Here is a 19,502-nt window from a genome sequence, read left to right on the forward strand (position 1 = left end):
CTTTTCCCCGCTATCTTGACTTTTGGAATTTCTGGACTATCACACCTTTACCTATGAGAATATCTTTTGCCCTATCTCTGAGTTTTTTTTCTCCAGATAAAACAATAATAAGAAAGCCTAGGGGAATCTTACGAAATAGATTAATATCCCCTGAAAGGATATTGATAGATATCTGACCACCTTGAATTAGCTGAGAAATCATTCCCTGAACCGCCAAACCTTTGGGAAAGCCTAATCTTAAAATTTCCTCGTTCTCATTATGATCATAGATACCTTTGGCAATCGAGTTCATGTGGAAAAGCTCTTCGGTAATCGAGCTGTAAGGATTTAAGAAAAGCTTATCAGCAGGTCCTAGCTCTTCAATATTGCCTTGATGCATAACGAGAGTATGGGTACAGAGTTTTTTAATTACTTCGATCTCATGAGAAACAAACACCTGCGTAATGCCTCTCTCCTCGTTCAATTGGAGCAATTTATCTGTAATGTCTTCTGTTGATCTGGGATCCAAGGCTGAGGTAATTTCATCGCAAAGCAAAACCTGAGGATCGGAGACAATAGCTATGGCAATAGCAGCTTTTTGTTTTTGCCCCCCACTTAATCTACTTGGGTATGCATGTTTTCTCTCGTAAAGATTTAAAAAATGCAAGGCTTCGTTAACCTTTTCCTCAATCAGAGATTTTGTCATTTCTGGATAACGAATTTTCAAAGGATAGGCGATATTTTCAAAGACCGTTTTTGCTAAAAACAATCCACCGTTTTGAGAAATATAAGCAACACGCTTAGCAAAGTCTGAGCGGGAAATTTTTTCTTTAGCACTAGAATTATGAAAACCCGCTATAGAGATGGATCCCGAGGTGGGGGAGATAAGAAAATCAAGACAGCGCAGTAGTGTGCTTTTCCCAGAACCGCTGTGACCTATGATCCCCAAAATTTCACCGGAACAAACAGAAAAAGAAATATCATTTAAAATACGATGATTCCCTATTTCCTTGTTTAAATTTTTCACAGAAATAACGGGATTTTTCTCTAACACAAAGCGAACCTAAAAATCAGAAAAAGTACTGTCTGCCTTATTAATAATGGTCAGTTGAAATCAATATTAATGTGTGAAATATAAAAAGTGAATAGGGATTACAGTTAGATAATCCCCTACTTTGCGATATCTTTTAATGCGTGAACTGAAACACATTTTTATTTTAAAAGGTTTGGCAGAATAGTCTCTGCAATTTTTCCAGATTGAATGAGGCGTATGAGTTCTCTGTCAGAGATCCCTAAAGTGCCACACAACCCATCAATTTGTTTATAGGTAAATAGTCCTAAAGTATACCCTCCCAAGATGAGGGTTGACAAAATAGAGCCCACAGCCTCCTTCCCTGCATAAGGAAGGTATGTTTTAACACAGGACTGCAGTTTGGGAGCTTCACGTATAGCTTGTAGGAAAGAGAAAATCATTGATGTAGATGTTGGCGGGTGTTCGGCAAAGAATTCTAATGTTTCTGCTAAGGTCTTCCCTGCATCGCCTTTTTGGAATAGATAAGCGGCTAGGCCTAGTAGGTTCCCCGGCAATTGATCTCCCAATTGATTAAGAATTCTTCGGGCTTGCACGGCAAGATCTTCATCACCTGTTTGTCCTCTTTCGGCCAAATCTCCTATTACTGTAATTGCTCGCACACTATAAGGATCGATAGCTTCAAATAACATATCAGGACCTCTCTGAGAACTGTCCCCAGCATCTACATCATCAATGCACATAATAGACTTTATCTCTGGATTTTTGTTCCCATGTAAAAGTACTAAAGCCCCAAGAACGTTTCCAGAATTCAACATTTCACAAACAAGCATTTTAATTTCATTAGACACTGGTAATACTTGTATGGAACCTACTATATTTTCTGCCAGATTCTGATTACATAAACACCAACCTGAAAGCAGTATGTTTATACTTATTAAAGTCGCTGTGTAGGCTTTTCTTCGATTTTCGGGATCCTCTATGTTTTGATTCGATTGCTTTAATACATGAATAATCCGAAATAGATCTTCTAAGTTTCCAGGATTGTTTAAAGAATCATGCAACCAAAAAGCTCCCCAAGTGGGAGAAGAAAATATTGCTTTTGCGTTGCAGGTAATACGGAATACCGGGTGGTTATTCTTATTCCTACAGAGAATCGGCGTAACCAATAAAGACATTTCTTTTGTGGTTAAAGGGTTTTCGCCTTTTTTCAATTTTGGGTATATATTGAATATTCCTTGGCAAAGATTGGAAAAAGCCTTGCAACTCTCCCTGTGTTCTTTTTGATATTTGGGATGGCGTTCTAGAGAGGGGTATCTATTTCCCGTCTCGGCAAGATCTAGAAGTCTTAACAGGTTCCTTTGAAATAGAGCGTTGACATCCATAACCTCGGGTTCCAATACAGCAAATTGAGGCGCTGCAGATTCAATTGGATCTGAGAATTCAAGAGAAAGAGGAGTATCTCCTCTGGAGACTGCCTCAGGTAGAACTGGAGTGAGTTCTCCTTCCACAAGAGTTTCTTCGGAAGTAGCCCCCCCTAATTCGAGGGTTTGATCGGAAATCGTTTCCGGGGGAATTAAGGATGGTATTAGGGAGTCGGGGGCTGGTGTTGTCTCTCGAGTGACAACTAATCCGGCACCTGTGGGCCAAGTTCTTAACCCATATTTCGGAGGTCTTGTGATTTTTTGAGGCTCTATGCTTCGTATTAAATCTAAAGAGAAATTAGCAAAAGCATCTCTTAGTTCTGCAGAAGCATTGGCTAATTCTAGTAGTACTTTTCTAGTTCTGAGAAAATGGGTGGCGAAAGATACTAAAGATACTACTGCTGCAATAACAATACCCATACCCAAGACCACACTAAAGGCTATAGAAACCCCGGGAGCGAACTGAAGAACGAGAATGGCTAATAGTAGGATGGCTGCAACCAGCGCTGAAATTAAACTAATAACTTGAAATCGTCTTACTTCACAAGCGCTACCCCTACCCCCAGGAATAATAGTCCCTACTTCAATAAAGGTACTTGCAGGATTGTCCTCTCGGGAGGGCTGGTTGATTGTGGGTGGTGACATTAATTTTTACTCTAAAACAAACGAAGTGCTATTCTATTTTAAATATTTAAAGATTTAAAAAAGTATAATTTTTTCTTTTTTAATCTCATCTTTTATAAAGATTCTTGACAAATCTTTCCGATTCCCCCCAAACTGACTGTTGTTACCACTTAAGGAGTCTAAACTATATGTCGAAGATATATGATTTGCTAGGAGATGACGCGGAAAATTTATTAAGATACGAATGCAGATGTATCCTTAAAGAAAATCTAACCCTCCCCTCACCAGACTTTATCGATAAAGTTTTTGTCAATTCTGATAGAAGTAATCTTGTATTGAAATCTTTACAGGCTATGTTTGCTCACGGAAGATTAGCAAACACTGGGTATCTGTCGATTCTTCCTGTAGATCAGGGAGTGGAGCATACAGCGGGAGCCTCCTTTTCTCCAAATCCAATCTATTTTGATCCGGAGAACATCATTCGACTGGCTATTGAAGGTGGTTGTTCTGCCGTGGCTTCTTCTTATGGAGTGTTAAGCATACTTTCTAGAAAGTATGCTCATAAAATTCCTTTTATGTTGAAGCTCAATCATAATGAACTATTATCTTATCCAACAACCTATCATCAAATTTTCTTTAGCCAAGTAGAAAGCGCTTACGATATGGGTGCTGTTGCTGTCGGAGCCACAGTTTATTTTGGTTCTGAGACATCTTCGGAAGAAATCGTGGCGGTTTCCCAAGCTTTTGCAAAAGCCAGAGAACTGGGCATGGCTACTGTATTGTGGTGTTATTTGCGAAATTCTAATTTCGTCTCTAATGGGATAGACTATCACACCGCTGCAGATCTAACCGGTCAGGCAGATCATTTAGGAGCAACATTAGGTGCGGATATCGTAAAACAAAAGTTGCCTACATGCCAAGGCGGTTTTAAAGCTATTAAATTTAGTAAAACAGATGATAGAGTATATTCCGAGCTCTCTTCAGATCATCCAATTGATTTATGCCGTTACCAAGTACTTAATAGCTACTGTGGCAAAATTGGACTCATTAATTCCGGAGGCCCTTCAGGAAAGGATGATTTTGCAGAGGCAGCAAAAACAGCTGTGATTAACAAGAGAGCTGGAGGTATGGGTCTTATTTTGGGAAGAAAAGCTTTTCAAAGACCTCTTACTGAAGGCGTACAATTATTAAACTTGGTTCAAGACATTTATTTAGATCCGAGCATCACAATAGCGTAATCTAAAGAAAAGGCTTTTATGCATACCCATACAAAACCCTCAAAACCTCTGGGAACATTTACTGTTGGAATGTTATCTCTAGCAGTAGTTATTAGTTTAAGGAACTTGCCCCTAACAGCAAAACACGGATTATCGACTCTTTTCTTTTATGCTCTAGCCGTGGGCTGTTTTATGATCCCCTATGCGCTTATTTCAGCTGAATTAGCGTCTTTTAAACCCCAAGGAATTTATATTTGGACTCGCGATGCCTTGGGAAAGTGGTGGGGATTTTTCTCTATATGGATGCAATGGTTCCATAACATGACATGGTACCCTGCAATGCTCGCATTTATTGCAAGTACGCTAGTGTACAAAATTAATCCAGAACTAGCCCATAACAAAGTCTATTTGGCAATAGTTATTCTTGCCGGATTTTGGGGACTGACTTTTTTTAATTTCTTTGGGATTAGTACATCAGCTTTATTTAGTTCGATTTGCGTTATCGTAGGAACTTTGATCCCAGGAGTAATTTTAGTTGCCTTGGCTATTTTTTGGATCATGACGGGAAATCCTATAGCCATTTCCTTGTCGTGGAGAGATTTACTTCCTGATATTAATGGTATGTCTTCCTTTGTATTACTCGCAGGAATGCTTCTAGCTCTCTGCGGATTAGAAGCCAATGCGAACCTGGCCTCGGATATGGTAAATCCTAGAAAGAACTACCCTAAAGCTGTACTTATTGGAGCGATTTCTACATTAGCTATTCTAGTTTTGGGATCGCTGTCTATAGCCATTGTGATTCCGAAAGAAGAGATCAGTTTAGTTTCTGGGCTAGTCAAAGCTTTTTCTCTATTCTTTGATAAGTATAATCTTTCTTGGATGACTAGCATCATTGTTGTTATGACGATTGCTGGATCTTTAGGAGAGCTTAATGCTTGGATGTTTGCTGGAACCAAGGGCTTATTTGTTTCCACACAAAATGACTGCCTCCCTAGAATGTTTAAAAAAGTAAACGCAAAAAATGTCCCTACAAACCTAATGCTATTTCAAGCAATCGTAGTGACTTTATTTACTTTGATATTCCTATGTCTAGACTCTGCAGATCTGGCGTATTGGATTCTTAGTGCATTGAGCATACAAATGTATTTAGCTATGTACATTTGCTTATTTATTGCAGGTCCAATTTTGCGTATTAAAGAGCCAAAGGCTCAACGTCTCTATTCTGTTCCCGGAAAATTTTTCGGCATCTGTCTACTTTCTATCTTGGGAATACTTTCTTGCTTATTTGTTTTATGGATTAGCTTTTTACCTCCTCAAGGAGTCTCTTTGTTATCTGGAGCGGGTAAAATAGGGTACTCAGCCTTTCTACTATTGGCTTTCTCTATAAATTGTATGATACCTTTTGGCATCTACTACGCACATAAAAAACTCGTCAAATAAGCCTGATAGAAAACATCGAAGCAGTTCCTTAAAAATCTTTTAAGAAGCTGCTTTGATATTCTTCAAAAAAGCAAGGTTGCTCCCCTAAAGAATGAAGGAACTTTAGCCGGTAAATGGCGTGCCTAAACAAAAATCATTGCGAATGGAATTCTGAACTTAATTCATCAAATAGTAAAAGGATAACTAACTGAAAAAGAAAAAATTCAAGAATCCCGTTATCAAGAAGAATATAACCATCGACATAATATCATTCAGCGCCGTAACAATAGGTCCCGAAGCTAAAGCCGGATCTACACCTAATTTTACAAAGAAAAACGGAGAAAGAACTCCTAAGGTTGTAGCCGTTAACGACGCTCCCAACACTCCGGTAGCTACAGTAACTCCAAGTTGCAATCCCCCTCCAGAAAAAAGATTCATTCCCAAGAATCCCATAAGATAAACAACAATACCACAAAGAATACCCAAAGCCACACCTGTTAATAAACCAATGCTCATCTCTTTGAATATAGTTTCTCTACGACGTCCAAATGAAAGCGTTCCAGTGGCCATACTGCGGACTAAAATCGTGCTACACTGAACACCTACGTTTCCAGACATACCATTAATTAAAGGAATGAAGAAAATTACTAGAGCCAACAATGACGGAGCAATTTTCTGAAAATATGCCATAACCGAAGCGCTAACCAATCCCGCGCAAAGAGTAACCAATAACCAGGGAGCTCTGAGTAAAAATCTCTGAACCACATGACAACTGTGGTACCCAACGTCCTCCGTAGTTCCCGCCATACGTGCTATAGTTTCATCGGCAATATCTTCAATAGCTTCTACAACATCTTCATAGGTAATTGCGCCTATTAAAAAGTTCTCTTCGTCAACAACTGGTAAAGCTGCAATTTTATAGCGTTCTACTAAATCTACAACTTCTTCTCTAGTTGCGTCAGGCAAAACCTTATGCTCTACCTGATTCATAATCTGCTTCAAGGAGATTTCTGGGGGATTAATTATCAAACTTCTATCAGTAACAACGCCTTGAAGTTCTCCTTTAAAATCTAAAACAAAAACTAGACGCGTTAAATCTATTCCGGGGTTATTTCTAATACACGCAGAAACATCTTTCACAGTAGTTTCCATTAAGAAGGCGAAAAACTCATTCGTCATGAGTCTTCCAGCAGTATTGCGTCCGTGTTTTTGTAAATCGCGAATTTTCAACGCTTTTTTAGAATCTATTAATTCTAAAATTCTACGATAACGTCGATCAGGAATATCGTCTAATACCCATACGGCTTCATCAGGAGGCATTTGATCAATTAATGCGCATACTTCTATGTCTGTTAACTTACGGAAAATAGCCCACCGAGAAGCCGAATCTGTGTTAATAATAAAAGCAACTCGAGAGGCTATACATGATAGATTTTTATAAAGAATAGCACGTGAGTCTGGAGGAAGACAAGACACTGCATAGGCTAAATCTATAGGATTATATTCACTAACAATCTTTGAAAGATCGTGGGAATGTATATCCGTAGATAAACACGTAAACGCTTTTTCCAGTTTAAAACTTAGCTCATCATCTAAATGGCTAGTTTTCGAATCCATTAAGTTTCCCGAACCAAGAGCCGTGTCTAGTTTCTCTTCGCCTCTGTTTTGCTCGCCCACCATAGTTTACCTCTTTGATTAGCCACGACTTCATGAAACGCATGTCCATCTCGCAAATTTGCTAAACAGGGATCTTTCTGCCATCGTGATTCTGTGATTTTAAATCCAAAATCTACAGAACGCATTATCATAGCCCAGGCTTGACTGATATCTTTTTTAACAGCGTAAAATTTACCTAGAGTGTAATAGGCTTCGCTACACCCCAGGACTATAGCCCGTTCTAAATACACCCTAACTAATTCTTCGGATTCGAAACAATGCCGTTTCCAAAATAGAAATAGCCAGGCCTCACCTAATAAGAGTAATAAATCCTCTTGATCAGGATATTCGCCTACTAACGAATTTAAAATAACTAAAGCTTCTTCAACTAGGGTCTCATCTTGCAATAGTTTCCCTTTTCTTAAAAGAGTGGAAGCGAGAATAATCTTAGCTCTAAAAGACAGTCTATCTTCATCTATACTAGATAATAGAGCATAAGCTTTATCATAATAATCCAAGGATTCTTGAAGATCAGCTAATAAGTAGCAGGAATGCCCCCACAATTCTAAAATCTCCATGCGGTGAGAAAGATCCCAAGCTCTACGATAGTACAACAAAGATTCTTCTAAATAAATTTCCTTATAAGCAAGATCAGTAGATGCTTCAGCTAAGCATTTTAGAGCGAGGCCTCGATCACTCCAAAATAAAAATACCTCGGGGCGCAAAGAACACAGTCCCTTTGCTACACTAACAGCTTTCTGAAGTAATCTCACATTCTTTTTTCTTACTCCCCACGCAAAGTATACATCAAATAACTTTTGTCTACTGTTAATGTTATCTGCTTCCCATTCAATACAAGATTTAAAACAAGAGGCCGAAGCTGCAAACGTCGCATCATCACCAAAATATAAAGCAGAACAAAGCTGTATCACCCCTAATGCCTGAACTAAATAAGCATTTCCAGGGAAAGTTTTCATGGCCATCACTAGTCGCGAACGGCTTTCCCTAAATAAATTTGGCTCCTCTAAATATAGGCCTAATATCGCTATACCATTAGCTAGAAGAGCTGAAAGCATAATGGGATCAGCTCCTTTTTTTTGAGCCGTGGCCAGCTTATCCAATCCTATCTCTATGTGTTTCATATTGCTGTTCAGCCAACCAGAACGAATTAACAACTCTCCCCATACCACCCATAATTCAGCAATATGAGGACACGCCTGAACAGTTTGATACAGTATCCTATTAGCTTGATGAAAATGCTCTTTCTCATAAGTAACATCGAATAATCGCACTACAGCTACGGCATAGCTATAGCGGTAATTCTCATAAGAGATATTATCAAAACGGCGATTGAAACTAAGAAAAATAGCCTGAGACAAATGATCTATAGCTTGCTGTATATAAGAAGATTTCCCAAATAGTAAGCCAAAAATTTGTAGACATTCAGCATAATCTGCATGAGCACTTGCTCGATTTGAAACCAGGGTTAACACCTTAGAAAAATACTGAGAACTGCGCACGAGAACTTCGGTTTCTTTGCTCTTATAATACAATGTAAGATACGTCTTACCTAGAGCTTCATATACATACGCAGAGACTAAATGAGAAACTTCCTCATGTTTGTCTCCCTCGCAAAAATGTCCCCAACCTAGTCTATCATGCAAATGAGGATTAATCTTCAGCAATTGGTCTAAAATGTGAGCATTTTTGACAACTTTATCAAGAAATGTAGCGTCTCCGGTTAGGGAAAATAATTCATAATTCGCACATATTTGAGCAGAACACAGGGAGACCCTATCCGAAGAGCTTATTCCCAGCTTTTTGAACAAGAGATCCATGTAGGTTAAAACATCAATCAAAATTTGAGAGTTTTTTTTATTAATACCGTATTTCATTCCATAGAAAATCACTTTTTTCAAGACCACAATATGGTCTCGAGCAAGCATTAATAAGCTCTCAGATATTGATAGGTAACCCTCGCTAATCTCCGAACTTTCTTCTAGATCAATCAACTCAGAAATAAGAAAATTTATCGAAGCCTCAGAATAGCCGAATTCATCAAATGTTTCGGATTCTCTATAGAATTGTTTAGAAGAAATGAAAGGTAAGGATGATCCCATCTTGTGACTGCTTTACTGCCATATTCTTTTCCTCATATAATCTACAGAGGAGTTTCTAAAAGATTAAGATTCTACCCTTAACTCCGGATACAATCCCAAGCAATATATTATGTTTAAGATTTTCTGAGAAAAAAGCCGAGGATTTCGAAACTGATACTCAGATGTTCAATACTAAAGTATCCACCAGAAAAACTTAGGGACCAGTCTAACGCATTTAAGTTTTTCATCAAAAATATTTTACATGAGAAAGTTCTAAACAAACCATCATGTACAAATTAAAATATTGTGCTGATTGGCTCTTCCCCAGGATTCTCACTATCATCCAAATTGGGAGCAGTAACGACAGCTATTCCAGGATAAACAGGCAGATTCAAATCGGGGTAGTATTGAGCAGATGTATGGGTTCCTGAAACAATGTGCCCATTTTTAAATAAGAACATACTTATAGGCTGAAAACACCCAATTAGATATTGACTAAACTGCCCTAGCCCTTGTCGTGTACCCCCACCCTCAAATTTAAAATTGCGTTGGGGAGCACATAACCATAAGCCACGAGAACGAATGATATCATCATTCCAATCTCTTTCTACGCAGGCGTAGGCAACACGACCTCCTAAAGGATTCAGCAATCCATAAAAGACTGTCATCATTGAAGCCGTACCATAGAAAGGCGCCCTAAGAAAATTAACCAAAGACCTCGCCATCTCTCTAATAATATCTTTAAAAATAAAGCGGTCTTCTTGTGGTATTTTATTTTGAGAAAAACACTGGATAACCATTTGCAGAAGTATATGAAAAGGAATCACGATAAATCTGATCAAATTATAAATCATCTTAATAAGAACTAGAAAAGGAGCAGCGATTAAAGGAAAAACAAAAGTAGGAATTCTATAATCTACGCCTTCCGGATAGTAATACACTAGTGCCACACCAGATCCTGTTTCATCTAAAGTCGACAAATCTATGTGACTTTCCTGAACCCTTTCTTGTATACGCTCCTTTTCCCCAGCTTTTGGTTTAGAGTAATAACATACTGGCATAGGCGCCCAAACCCTGTTTCCAAAGGGTTTAATTACTGAACCTGAAAGGATATCGACTTTTTTACTAATTCTGTGTAAAACATACATCCCTCCTGAGAGCAGAAGAGTCGGAATAGCCACAGCAACAACAACCGAGACCCAAGTCATAACAAAAGCTTGAATTTGTAAAGTCCCAAGAAGCATCGCCAATAGAATTAAAGTTATCAATACAGACAACGCTAATAAAGCTACACGTGTTTGACGATTTGCTTGATACTTCTCTAAATCCAAATGGGTGCGAGCGTTTTTTGTGATCTTGGATTGAAATACACTTTTCCACTCTTTTTCATCTGGAAAATTACTGGGGCCTACGGGGGTTAATTTTTCATTAACCGTGGGCAAATTAAAACAAGACATGTTACACTTTTAAAAAGTTTTATTTTATTTCAATTTCAAAGAAAAGAAATGCTCGAGCTAGTATACTCGCATTACGCTTTTATTAAAAATTTTTAGTGCCAATCATGAAAAAGAAGCTCGCAAAATCGAATTACAATCTCCTGTTGTTAGGAAGCATGTTGTTAGGGTTGGCTCTAGCCTCCTTTAATTCTCCCCTGGTATTTCAAAGCGCGGAAATCATATCAGGAATTTTTTTAAAGTTGTTAAGATTTTTAAGCCTTCCCCTAGTATTTTTTGCTATCGGATCAACAATTACCTCTATCAAAAATTTTCAAGTAATGTTGTCCGTTGGGAGAAAAGTATTATACTATACGCTACTTACTACAATTATATCTGCAACAGTTGGCCTAGGATTATTTATTATTATTTATCCCGTTATGCCATTAGAAAACGCTGTGGGGTCTTCTTCAACAGTTTGTTCAACTGGTTACCTAAAGATATTGTCAAACACAATTCCTGCAAATATTTTAGAGCCTTTTCTAGACAACAATGTTATCTCAGCCACATTTTTGGCTGCCTTACTAGGAATAGCATCCCTTTTTCTTCCTGAAAAAGAAAAGAACTTCACCCACACCCTATTTTCAACTTTTTTCTCTATACTTTTGAATGTGGCTAAAGGAGTTCTTAAATTACTTGTTCCAGCAACACTGGCCTTCTCCGTTCTATTTTATAAGGAAGTCTCTCAGGGCCAAGACAACTTAGTCGTTTTTAGTAAATATCTTCTTTGCGTAGTGGGGGCCAACTTAATTCAAGGGTTTATTGTCCTACCGTGGCTTTTGAAAGCAAATAAGCTTTCACCCATCAAAATTGCCAAGGGAATGTCTCCAGCTTTAATTACGGCTTTCTTTTCAAAATCTTCGGCATCTACGCTTCCCCTAACCATGGAGCTGGCTGAAGAGGAGATCAAAATCAAGCCCGCACTATCCAGACTTGCTTTTCCTCTATGCTCTGTAATCAATATGAATGGTTGTGCTGCCTTTATTTTAATTACCGTGCTTTTTGTTTCCGCATCAAATGGTATTAGTTTTTCTCTTTTTTCAATGATTAGTTGGATATTCATTGCGACTTTATGTGCTATTGGAAATTCTGGTGTGCCTATGGGATGTTTTTTCCTGGCATCCTCGTTAATTACTTCAATGCACATTCCTTTACATTTGTTAGGGCTAATCCTACCCTTCTATACTGTCTTAGATATGATTGAAACAGCTTTAAACGTCTGGTCTGATTGCTGTGTTGTTAGTGTAACCGACAAATATTTTTCAAATAAATTTATTGAATTAGAACAAGTATAATGAACAAACATCAAAACCAATTCTCTTCTAGACTCGGATTTATTTTTTCTATGATGGGCATCGCTGTCGGTGCTGGTAATATTTGGCGCTTCCCTAGAATTGCAGCACAAAACGGCTCCGGAGCATTTATTTTAATTTGGCTTTTGTTTTTGTTTATCTGGTCAATTCCCCTGATTATTATAGAACTTTCTCTAGGAAAATTAACGAGAAAAGCCCCTATAGGCACGTTAATTAAGCTTGCCGGATCAAAATACGCCTGGTTAGGAGGATTTGTCACTCTAGTAACAACTTGTATTCTAGCCTACTACTCTAATATTGTAGGATGGGGGTTAAGCTATTTTTACTACTCAATTTCAGGGAAAATCTACGCAGGAAATAATTTTTCTCAATTATGGGAAACCCACTATCAGAGCTCCTTCCCCCTATTGTTTCATTTTCTATCCCTATTTCTAGCCTACATGATCATTCGCAAAGGTATCGTGCAGGGAATTGAAAAATGTAATAAAATTCTTATCCCCTCATTCTTTGTTTGCACCCTAATACTACTCCTTAGAGCTATTACCTTGCCTAATGCTATGCAGGGGATCAAGCAACTCTTCTCCTTTGATCTAGCATCTTTGTCTAATTACAAATTATGGCTGGAAGCTCTGACTCAGAATGCTTGGGATACAGGAGCCGGTTGGGGATTGCTTTTGGTATATTCAGGTTTTGCCTCAAAGAAAACAGGGGTTGTGAGCAACGGGGCCCTCACCGCAATATCGAACAACATTGTTTCCCTAATTATGGGAATCATTGTATTTTCCACCTGTGCTTCCCTGGATGTCTTAGGGACAACACAATTACAGCAAGGTGCAGGATCATCGAGCATTGGTATAGCCTTCATTTACTTGCCAGAGTTATTTACAAGAGTGCCTGGGCCAGACTATTTAGCAGCCGTCTTCAGTTCTATATTTTTCTTAGCCTTTGCAACAGCAGCTCTTTCATCGATGATTTCAATGCTATTTCTATTGACTCAAACACTTTCCGAATTTGGAATAAAAAAATGTACAGCAGAGCTATCAGCCACAATTATTGCCTTTATCCTTGGAGTGCCTTCATCTTTAAGTCTTGCGGTGTTTGCTAACCAAGACACAGTTTGGGGAATAGGACTAATTATTAACGGTCTTATTTTTATTTATGCCGCAATGCACTACGGACTTTCTCATTTAAAAAAGAAAATCATTAACTCTGTTCCGGGTGATATTCGCCTCAACAAATCTTTTGATCTCATGGTAAAATACCTACTTCCTGTTGAAGGAATCGTTTTATTGTGTTGGTATTTTTATGAAGGTCTTTTTCCAGAAGACGGTCACTGGTGGAATCCCATATCCGTTTACAGTCTCTCTAGTCTAATTTTACAGTGGTCTACGGGATTAATTATTTTATGGTGTTTTAATAAAAAACTTTCTAAATGCTTTTCTTTGCACAACTTAGAAAACTAAAATCTTATATCTTGATATATTTCCCTAATCTAAGATATTCTGTCCTAAGTTTTATTGTTTTTCCCAGACAACTTAAGGAATCGCATGTCAACACCACTATCTTCTTCAAACCAACCCCAAGATTCGGAGGGGTTAAATAGAGTTTTATTAAGCTTCGACGGAAGAATAAGTAAATTAGAAAAACAGGTGCGACAATTTGAAGAAAAAGTTAATCAAATAGAGAAGAACTCCTCCCTATCTCTTACCACAGGAAATAATGTGGCAACAGATATGGTCCATTTAAAAGATAAAATAGGTGAATTAGAAGAAAGTCTAGCTGCAGTTGTACAACTGACAATTCAATCAGCTTTAGAACGAACTTCAGAATCAGAATCCACCTCTAATTCAGCCAGTTCCGGTTATGTAATAGGGCGTGCTAAACCCTCTCCATGTGCCAAGCTTACAGCCATAGCATTAACCATTTTAGCTCTAATCGCTATCACAATGCTTATTATTTGCGTCATTGCTGTTTGCGGAGGTTTCCCACTATTTATTTCTGTGCTTAATATGTACACAGTTGGCGCCTGTATATCCTTACCCATTATTTCGTGCGCATCGGTTTCCATAATGATTCTTTGCTCACTATCTATCACCTCTTTATTAAAAAACAGGTTAGCAATCTATAAGGCCAATTTGGCTTAAATAGAAACTTAATTGTTGCAAAAAAATGTTTAGGAGAAGTTAAGCATCATGACCTCTGTAAGAAACGAAAATCCAGCCGATACCACGCTGTCGTCTCCTTTATTAAATGCTAGTGATCTTTCATCGCAATTGGCTGCTCTTCAAGCAGGTCTAATGGGTCTACAGCAAACTTGGGGGGCACACCTCCCCGTTCTTCCTTCTGCCAGCAGCCAAGATCACAATTATCTCATGCGCATAATGCAGTCTCATATGGCAGCGACTTCTGGCACGGTTTCTGAATTAAGAACCGAGGTTACAGCAATGAAGACAAGACTTCAGGGATTGTCCTCCCCTACTGGAGTATGTAGCGGTCCTATGGCCCTAGCTGCTTTCCTTCTAGCAATATCCTTTGTTGCTATTATTATTATTGTTCTAGCTTCCCTAGGTCTTGCCGGTGTACTTCCCCAAGCCTCTGCTCTCTTAGTCAATACATCCAATACTATATGGGCTATTGTAAGCGCCTCTATAGTCGCTGTTATTTGCCTTGTTAGCGTACTTTGTGTGACCCTAATTCGACATCACAGGCCCCTGCCTATCGAAGTCGTGTCAACAGGAAATTAAAAATAAAAGTATATAAAAAATTTATTATTCTTTAATCCCTCACACCCACATTGAAATTAATTAATTTTATCAGTTAATATATTATTTTCTTAGGTGGGTTTGTCATGCGAAAAGCCCTTCGTTTGCTACTAAATTTACATCACGGGGAAGAGAGAAGAGCGTTTTTATTCCTGATTTTGGGATTAATCTGGGGTATTGGTTGCTACGGATCTCTTGCGTTAAGCGAAGGGCTTTTTCTAGAAAATGTAGGCACGGAAGGGCTCCCATCTTTTTATCTGGGATCATCGTCCATTCTGTGCCTCTTTTCCTCGCTAATTCTTTACAATTTGTTCAAAAAAAGAGTTTCACCAAAAACGCTATTTTTAATACCAATAACTAGCATGATTGCGTGTAACCTTTACCTCCTTTGTTACGCAGCAACGTGCGCAGAAATTCCACCTACACCACTACTTATTTATCGCATGTTATCTTGGAACTTAATCATACTAGCGTATACGAATTTCTGGGGATTCGTAGATCAGTTCTTTAACCTTCAGGATGCTAAAAGACATTTTAGCGTATTTAATGCTATCATATTTTTAGGAGATGCTATTGGTTCAGGAATCGTTAATAGAATTCAATACATAGGAATCGAAAGAATTCTGATACTCCTTATAGTAATTCTACTATGCTGTTTCCCACTAGTGCACTATGTATCTAAAACTCTAAAGGAACTTTCGGAAGATCATGACCACTTCTTAGATACGGGCCATCCCCCATCCATATCCAAAGCTTTTAAGCTTTGTCTAAAGGATAGTTACACCTTTTACCTGCTATGTTTTTACTTTTTAATGCAACTGCTCGCTATAGCAACAGAGTTCAACTATTTAAAAATTTTCGAGGAGCACTTCGCTGATAAGAATACATACGAACTGACAGCTCATATAACCAAGTGGTCGTCGTGGATTTCTTTAACAAATATGTGTTTTGCTCTATTTGCCTATAGCAGAATTGTTAAAAATATCGGCGTAAATAACATTATTCTCTTTGCTCCACTATGCTTCACCAGTCTTTTTCTCTGTTGGTCTTGCAAAACTTCAGTAGGAATTGCCACTATAGGTATGGTAGCAAGGGAGGGTCTTACCTACGCCCTAGATGATAATAACTTGCAGCTGCTAATCTACGGTGTTCCCAATAGAATCCGAAACCAAATTAGAATAGGGATCGAGTGTTTTATTGAACCCATAGGCATGTTCACATGGGCTCTCGTGTGTTTCACTACTTCCGCCCAATATAAAGTTTGTCTTATCATATCCATTATTACGGTAGTTCTAGCCTATTTGTTGCGCTCATATTACGCCAAAGCTATTCTAAGAAATCTGTCTTCTCAAGCCATCTATCTGAAAAAGACCATGGTAGAATGGATAAAAGCTATGACTTTAAAGGAGAAAAGACAGACCGAGCTTCTACTACTTTCTCATCTAAAACATCAGCACGAAAGACATCAAATCTTGGCTTTCCAACACTTACTTAATCTTGGCAGCCGTAGTGTTCTTCCTAGTTTATTATCCCATATGAATAAACTTAGCCTGCCCAGCAAGCTAAAAACTATGGAAATGTTAAAAAATAGTCTTTGGGCTAAGGATTTTCTTACTCTAGAGCTTTTGAAGCGATGGTCATCAACCACCCCTCATCCCTCAATAGCTACAGGAATACATCTCTATTTTGCAAAACATGACTTATTAGAAATTTCTGATATCTCTGAAGATCTTTATGACGATCCCGGTGATAGACTTCTAGCAGCAATTCTTACTGTTCGTCGCCAGGAAATTACAGGACAATATCGTGATATTGCAGATTCACGACTCAAAGAATTGCTCTCTTCTCCAGATCTTCAAGTAGTATCCATAGGACTTTCTATTCTAACTCTAGAAAAAAATCCAGATAATTTCCCCTTCTTAATGGAGTTTTTGGATAACGCAAGTCATGAGATTTTTATTCAAACATGTAAAGCTCTACAGGCATCAGTAAAAGCCTCTCATAAACCCTATTGCAAAAGACTGATACAAATTCTAAAACATCACGTTCATAACGAGGAAGCTTGCTATTATCTATTAAAAACCATCGCAGTTATCTTAGACGTTTCATTAGTTAAAGAGTTCCTGATTACCACATCATTATTAAAAAGTTCCTCTAGGAAATACGCAGAGTCTATCATCTTAGATCTTCCTAAAGAAACAGCTTCCTCACTTCTTCAGATTCTTTCTGATAATAACGTACACAATCGTTGTCGTATTCTTGCAGCAAAAGCTCTATGTAAAATCGATAATAAACTATTTAAGAAGCACGCTTATAGAATTGTAAAAGCCAAAGCTTTGAAGGCTATTTTTTACGACTATCATAAAAATTATATTCAAAAATCCTATCCAAAGTACAATCTCAGCCTATTAGTTAATACTTTAGAATCCAATTATCAATCAGAAGTGAACTTCATGTTTGAATTCTTAGGAATTTTAGGCTCCATAGAACACTCAGATATTCTTATAAGAGCTCTGACTGGGAAAAATAAAAAGGCAAAAGCTCAAGCTCTAGAATCTTTAGAAAAGAGCTGCGAAGACTACTTATTTTCTCTGCTAGATCCTTTCATTAACGATACCGGCAATCGCAGTGAAAAATATTACTTAAAATGCGGGGTTATTCCTTTAACTTTAAAAGAGTTATTGAATATGATGGAAAACTCTCCATCATATTTAAGTAAACTTACATCCAGACAGCTAAAAGAAGAACTAGCAAGCTGTGATGCAGATTTTCAACCCACGCCACCGTATTCGACTTTAGATGAAGAAAATGAAAATCATAATCAAAACGACTCTACAAGTCTAGTTCACTTCTTTACTATTTAGCCAGGAGTCTCTTGATGAATCTAATAGACCGCGCTTTCCTTATAAAGAAAAATCCTATTTTCAACTCTTTAGATATGGATGTTCTCCTGGCTATTTCAGATAAAACTGAAGTTATGATTTTCAAGCCTGGGACAAAAATATTTTCTAAGGATGAACCAAGCTTTAGCCTATATATTATAGTAGAAGGCTATGTCAAAATTACGGATAATAATTCTTCCCTATCCGTTACAATTTCATCACAAGAATGTTTTGGAGAAGAAAGCTTATTCAGCAATAAGCATCGAGAATATAACGCTGAGGCTATAACCCAAGTTCGAACTTTAATTTTAAGTAAGGGACAATTTCTTAGTATTGTTGAAGAGTGTCCTTCTGTAGCTCTGTCTCTTTTAGAACTCTACGCAAAGCAGATTAGTTTCAGATACCCTGTATCTTAAACCCGATTCTAAAAGAGAAACGTTTTATATAAGAATATAAAGAAAACGGTGCGCTATTTTAGTGAAAAGATAATACACTAAGAAGACAAACGCACCCCAAAAGGATAATAGAACTACTCACCCTGACGTGTTTTAATATATGTGATAACGTCGCCTACAGTACGTAACTTCTCCGCATCTTGTTCTGAAATTTCAAAGTCAAACTTTTCTTCCAAAGTCATTATCAACTCTGTTAGGTCTAAACTATCAGCATTAAGGTCTTCGATAAATGAAGAATTCTCATTTACTTCACTTGCATCTACGCCAAGCTGATCAACTATAATTAACTTTACATCATCTTCTAAACTCATTGCTATATCCTTTATGTTTTATCTAAATTTTCCTGAAAAAAGAAGGACAACCTGAATCTAATTTTTCAAGTTAGATCGTTTGTAACCTATTTAGTGAGTCATACCCCCATCAACACTCAATACTTGAGAAGTTATATAAGAAGATAAGGGAGAAGCCAAAAATAGCGCAACATTAGCAATTTCTTCAGGTAACCCCATCCTTCCCATAGGAACATTCTTTAACCACTCAGTTTTTAAATTATCATTTAACACCTTGGTCATATCGGTATCAATACATCCTGGGGCTATACAGTTCACTCGAATATTTCTAGCTGCCACTTCCTTTGCTAAAGCTCTACTAAACCCTATAATACCCGCTTTTGCAGCTGCGTAGTTCGTTTGCCCAGGACTTCCCATTAAACCAACAACAGAACTAATGTTAATTATGGACCCCGAACGAGCCTTAATCATAGAACGAATCACACTTGAACAGACATAGTATAGGGAATTTAAATTAGTATTAATAACAGAGGACCACTCTTCTTCAGACATACGCATTAAAAGATTGTCACGAGTAATCCCAGCATTATTTACTAAAATATCAATATTACCATGTACAGAAATAAAATTCTGAACAGCATCTTTTACAGAATGATTATCACCAACATCAACCTTAGCAAAAGTCGCAGATCTTCCTAATTTGGATAGCTCTTCAGCAGCCTGCTTGCCTCCTTCAGCATTTATCCCCCATATTTCAACATCAGCACCTTGCTCAACAAAAAGCTTAGCTATGGCAAATCCTATGCCTCTAGATCCTCCCGTAACGATCGCTTTTTTCCCAAACAACACAGCATTCATA

At 37.8% G+C, this 19,502-nt stretch carries 15 protein-coding genes; 8 read left to right on the top strand and 7 right to left on the bottom strand.

All coding sequences use genetic code 11. The annotated features are described in order from the left end of the window. Positions 1-10 precede the first annotated feature (10 nt). Positions 11-1,033 carry a methionine ABC transporter ATP-binding protein gene (locus tag CF_RS02575; RefSeq protein ID WP_011458059.1) on the bottom strand — a complete coding sequence of 341 codons (1,023 nt, stop codon included), beginning with the start codon at positions 1,031-1,033 and terminating at the stop codon, positions 11-13. Positions 1,034-1,191: 158 nt separating this feature from the next. Further along, complete coding sequence (locus tag CF_RS02580) at positions 1,192-3,078, bottom strand: CT214 family putative inclusion membrane protein (RefSeq protein WP_011458060.1); 1,887 nt, start codon at positions 3,076-3,078, stop codon at positions 1,192-1,194. A 167-nt stretch (positions 3,079-3,245) separates the two neighbouring features. Here CF_RS02580 and CF_RS02585 point away from each other — a divergent pair, with 167 nt between their 5' ends. Both CF_RS02585 and CF_RS02590 read left to right on the top strand, forming a co-directional pair. Then, positions 3,246-4,295 (top strand): class I fructose-bisphosphate aldolase, encoded by a 1,050-nt coding sequence (locus CF_RS02585; RefSeq protein ID WP_011458061.1) that lies wholly within the window; start codon positions 3,246-3,248, stop codon positions 4,293-4,295. Positions 4,296-4,313: 18 nt separating this feature from the next. Beyond that, the gene (locus CF_RS02590) at positions 4,314-5,714 is read left to right on the top strand and encodes an amino acid permease (protein ID WP_011458062.1); all 1,401 of its coding nucleotides are present in this window, start codon (positions 4,314-4,316) and stop codon (positions 5,712-5,714) included. A 183-nt stretch (positions 5,715-5,897) separates the two neighbouring features. Here the strand turns inward: CF_RS02590 and mgtE are convergent, their stop codons facing one another. The 3 genes from mgtE to CF_RS02605 form a co-directional block, all read right to left on the bottom strand. After that, positions 5,898-7,310: a magnesium transporter gene (mgtE, locus tag CF_RS02595; protein WP_041468088.1), complete on the bottom strand. Its 1,413-nt coding sequence runs from the start codon at positions 7,308-7,310 to the stop codon at positions 5,898-5,900. Positions 7,311-7,336: 26 nt separating this feature from the next. Further along, positions 7,337-9,469, bottom strand: a complete 2,133-nt coding sequence (locus CF_RS02600) for a tetratricopeptide repeat protein (protein WP_011458064.1) — start codon at positions 9,467-9,469, stop codon at positions 7,337-7,339. Positions 9,470-9,744: 275 nt separating this feature from the next. After that, positions 9,745-10,905, bottom strand: coding sequence for a hypothetical protein (locus tag CF_RS02605; RefSeq protein WP_011458065.1), 1,161 nt, complete (start codon positions 10,903-10,905; stop codon positions 9,745-9,747). A 104-nt stretch (positions 10,906-11,009) separates the two neighbouring features. Between CF_RS02605 and CF_RS02610 the strand changes: the two genes are divergently transcribed. The 6 genes from CF_RS02610 (at position 11,010) to CF_RS02635 (ending at position 18,314) form a co-directional block, all read left to right on the top strand. Next, positions 11,010-12,236 (top strand): dicarboxylate/amino acid:cation symporter, encoded by a 1,227-nt coding sequence (locus CF_RS02610; protein WP_011458066.1) that lies wholly within the window; start codon positions 11,010-11,012, stop codon positions 12,234-12,236. Beyond that, positions 12,236-13,717: a sodium-dependent transporter gene (locus CF_RS02615; protein WP_011458067.1), complete on the top strand. Its 1,482-nt coding sequence runs from the start codon at positions 12,236-12,238 to the stop codon at positions 13,715-13,717. Before CF_RS02610 ends, CF_RS02615 begins: the two co-directional genes overlap by 1 nt. A gap of 84 nt (positions 13,718-13,801) precedes the next feature. Next, a complete protein-coding gene (gene incB, locus CF_RS02620) occupies positions 13,802-14,398 on the top strand; it encodes an inclusion membrane protein IncB (protein WP_011458068.1) in 597 nt (198 codons plus the stop codon). Positions 14,399-14,446: 48 nt separating this feature from the next. After that, the gene (locus CF_RS02625) at positions 14,447-14,998 is read left to right on the top strand and encodes a hypothetical protein (protein WP_011458069.1); all 552 of its coding nucleotides are present in this window, start codon (positions 14,447-14,449) and stop codon (positions 14,996-14,998) included. A 104-nt stretch (positions 14,999-15,102) separates the two neighbouring features. Continuing rightward, positions 15,103-17,880, top strand: a complete 2,778-nt coding sequence (locus CF_RS02630; protein ID WP_011458070.1) for a hypothetical protein — start codon at positions 15,103-15,105, stop codon at positions 17,878-17,880. A gap of 14 nt (positions 17,881-17,894) precedes the next feature. Then, positions 17,895-18,314 (top strand): cyclic nucleotide-binding domain-containing protein, encoded by a 420-nt coding sequence (locus tag CF_RS02635; RefSeq protein WP_011458071.1) that lies wholly within the window; start codon positions 17,895-17,897, stop codon positions 18,312-18,314. 113 nt (positions 18,315-18,427) lie between these two features. On the opposite strand, the gene acpP is transcribed toward CF_RS02635, so the two are convergent. Both acpP and fabG read right to left on the bottom strand, forming a co-directional pair. Further along, positions 18,428-18,664: an acyl carrier protein gene (gene acpP / locus CF_RS02640; protein WP_011458072.1), complete on the bottom strand. Its 237-nt coding sequence runs from the start codon at positions 18,662-18,664 to the stop codon at positions 18,428-18,430. 90 nt (positions 18,665-18,754) lie between these two features. Then, positions 18,755-19,501: a 3-oxoacyl-ACP reductase FabG gene (fabG, locus tag CF_RS02645; RefSeq protein ID WP_011458073.1), complete on the bottom strand. Its 747-nt coding sequence runs from the start codon at positions 19,499-19,501 to the stop codon at positions 18,755-18,757. Between the last annotated feature and the right edge of the window lies 1 nt (position 19,502).

It is taken from the genome of Chlamydia felis Fe/C-56, from assembly GCF_000009945.1.
GTDB lineage: Bacteria > Chlamydiota > Chlamydiia > Chlamydiales > Chlamydiaceae > Chlamydia > Chlamydia felis.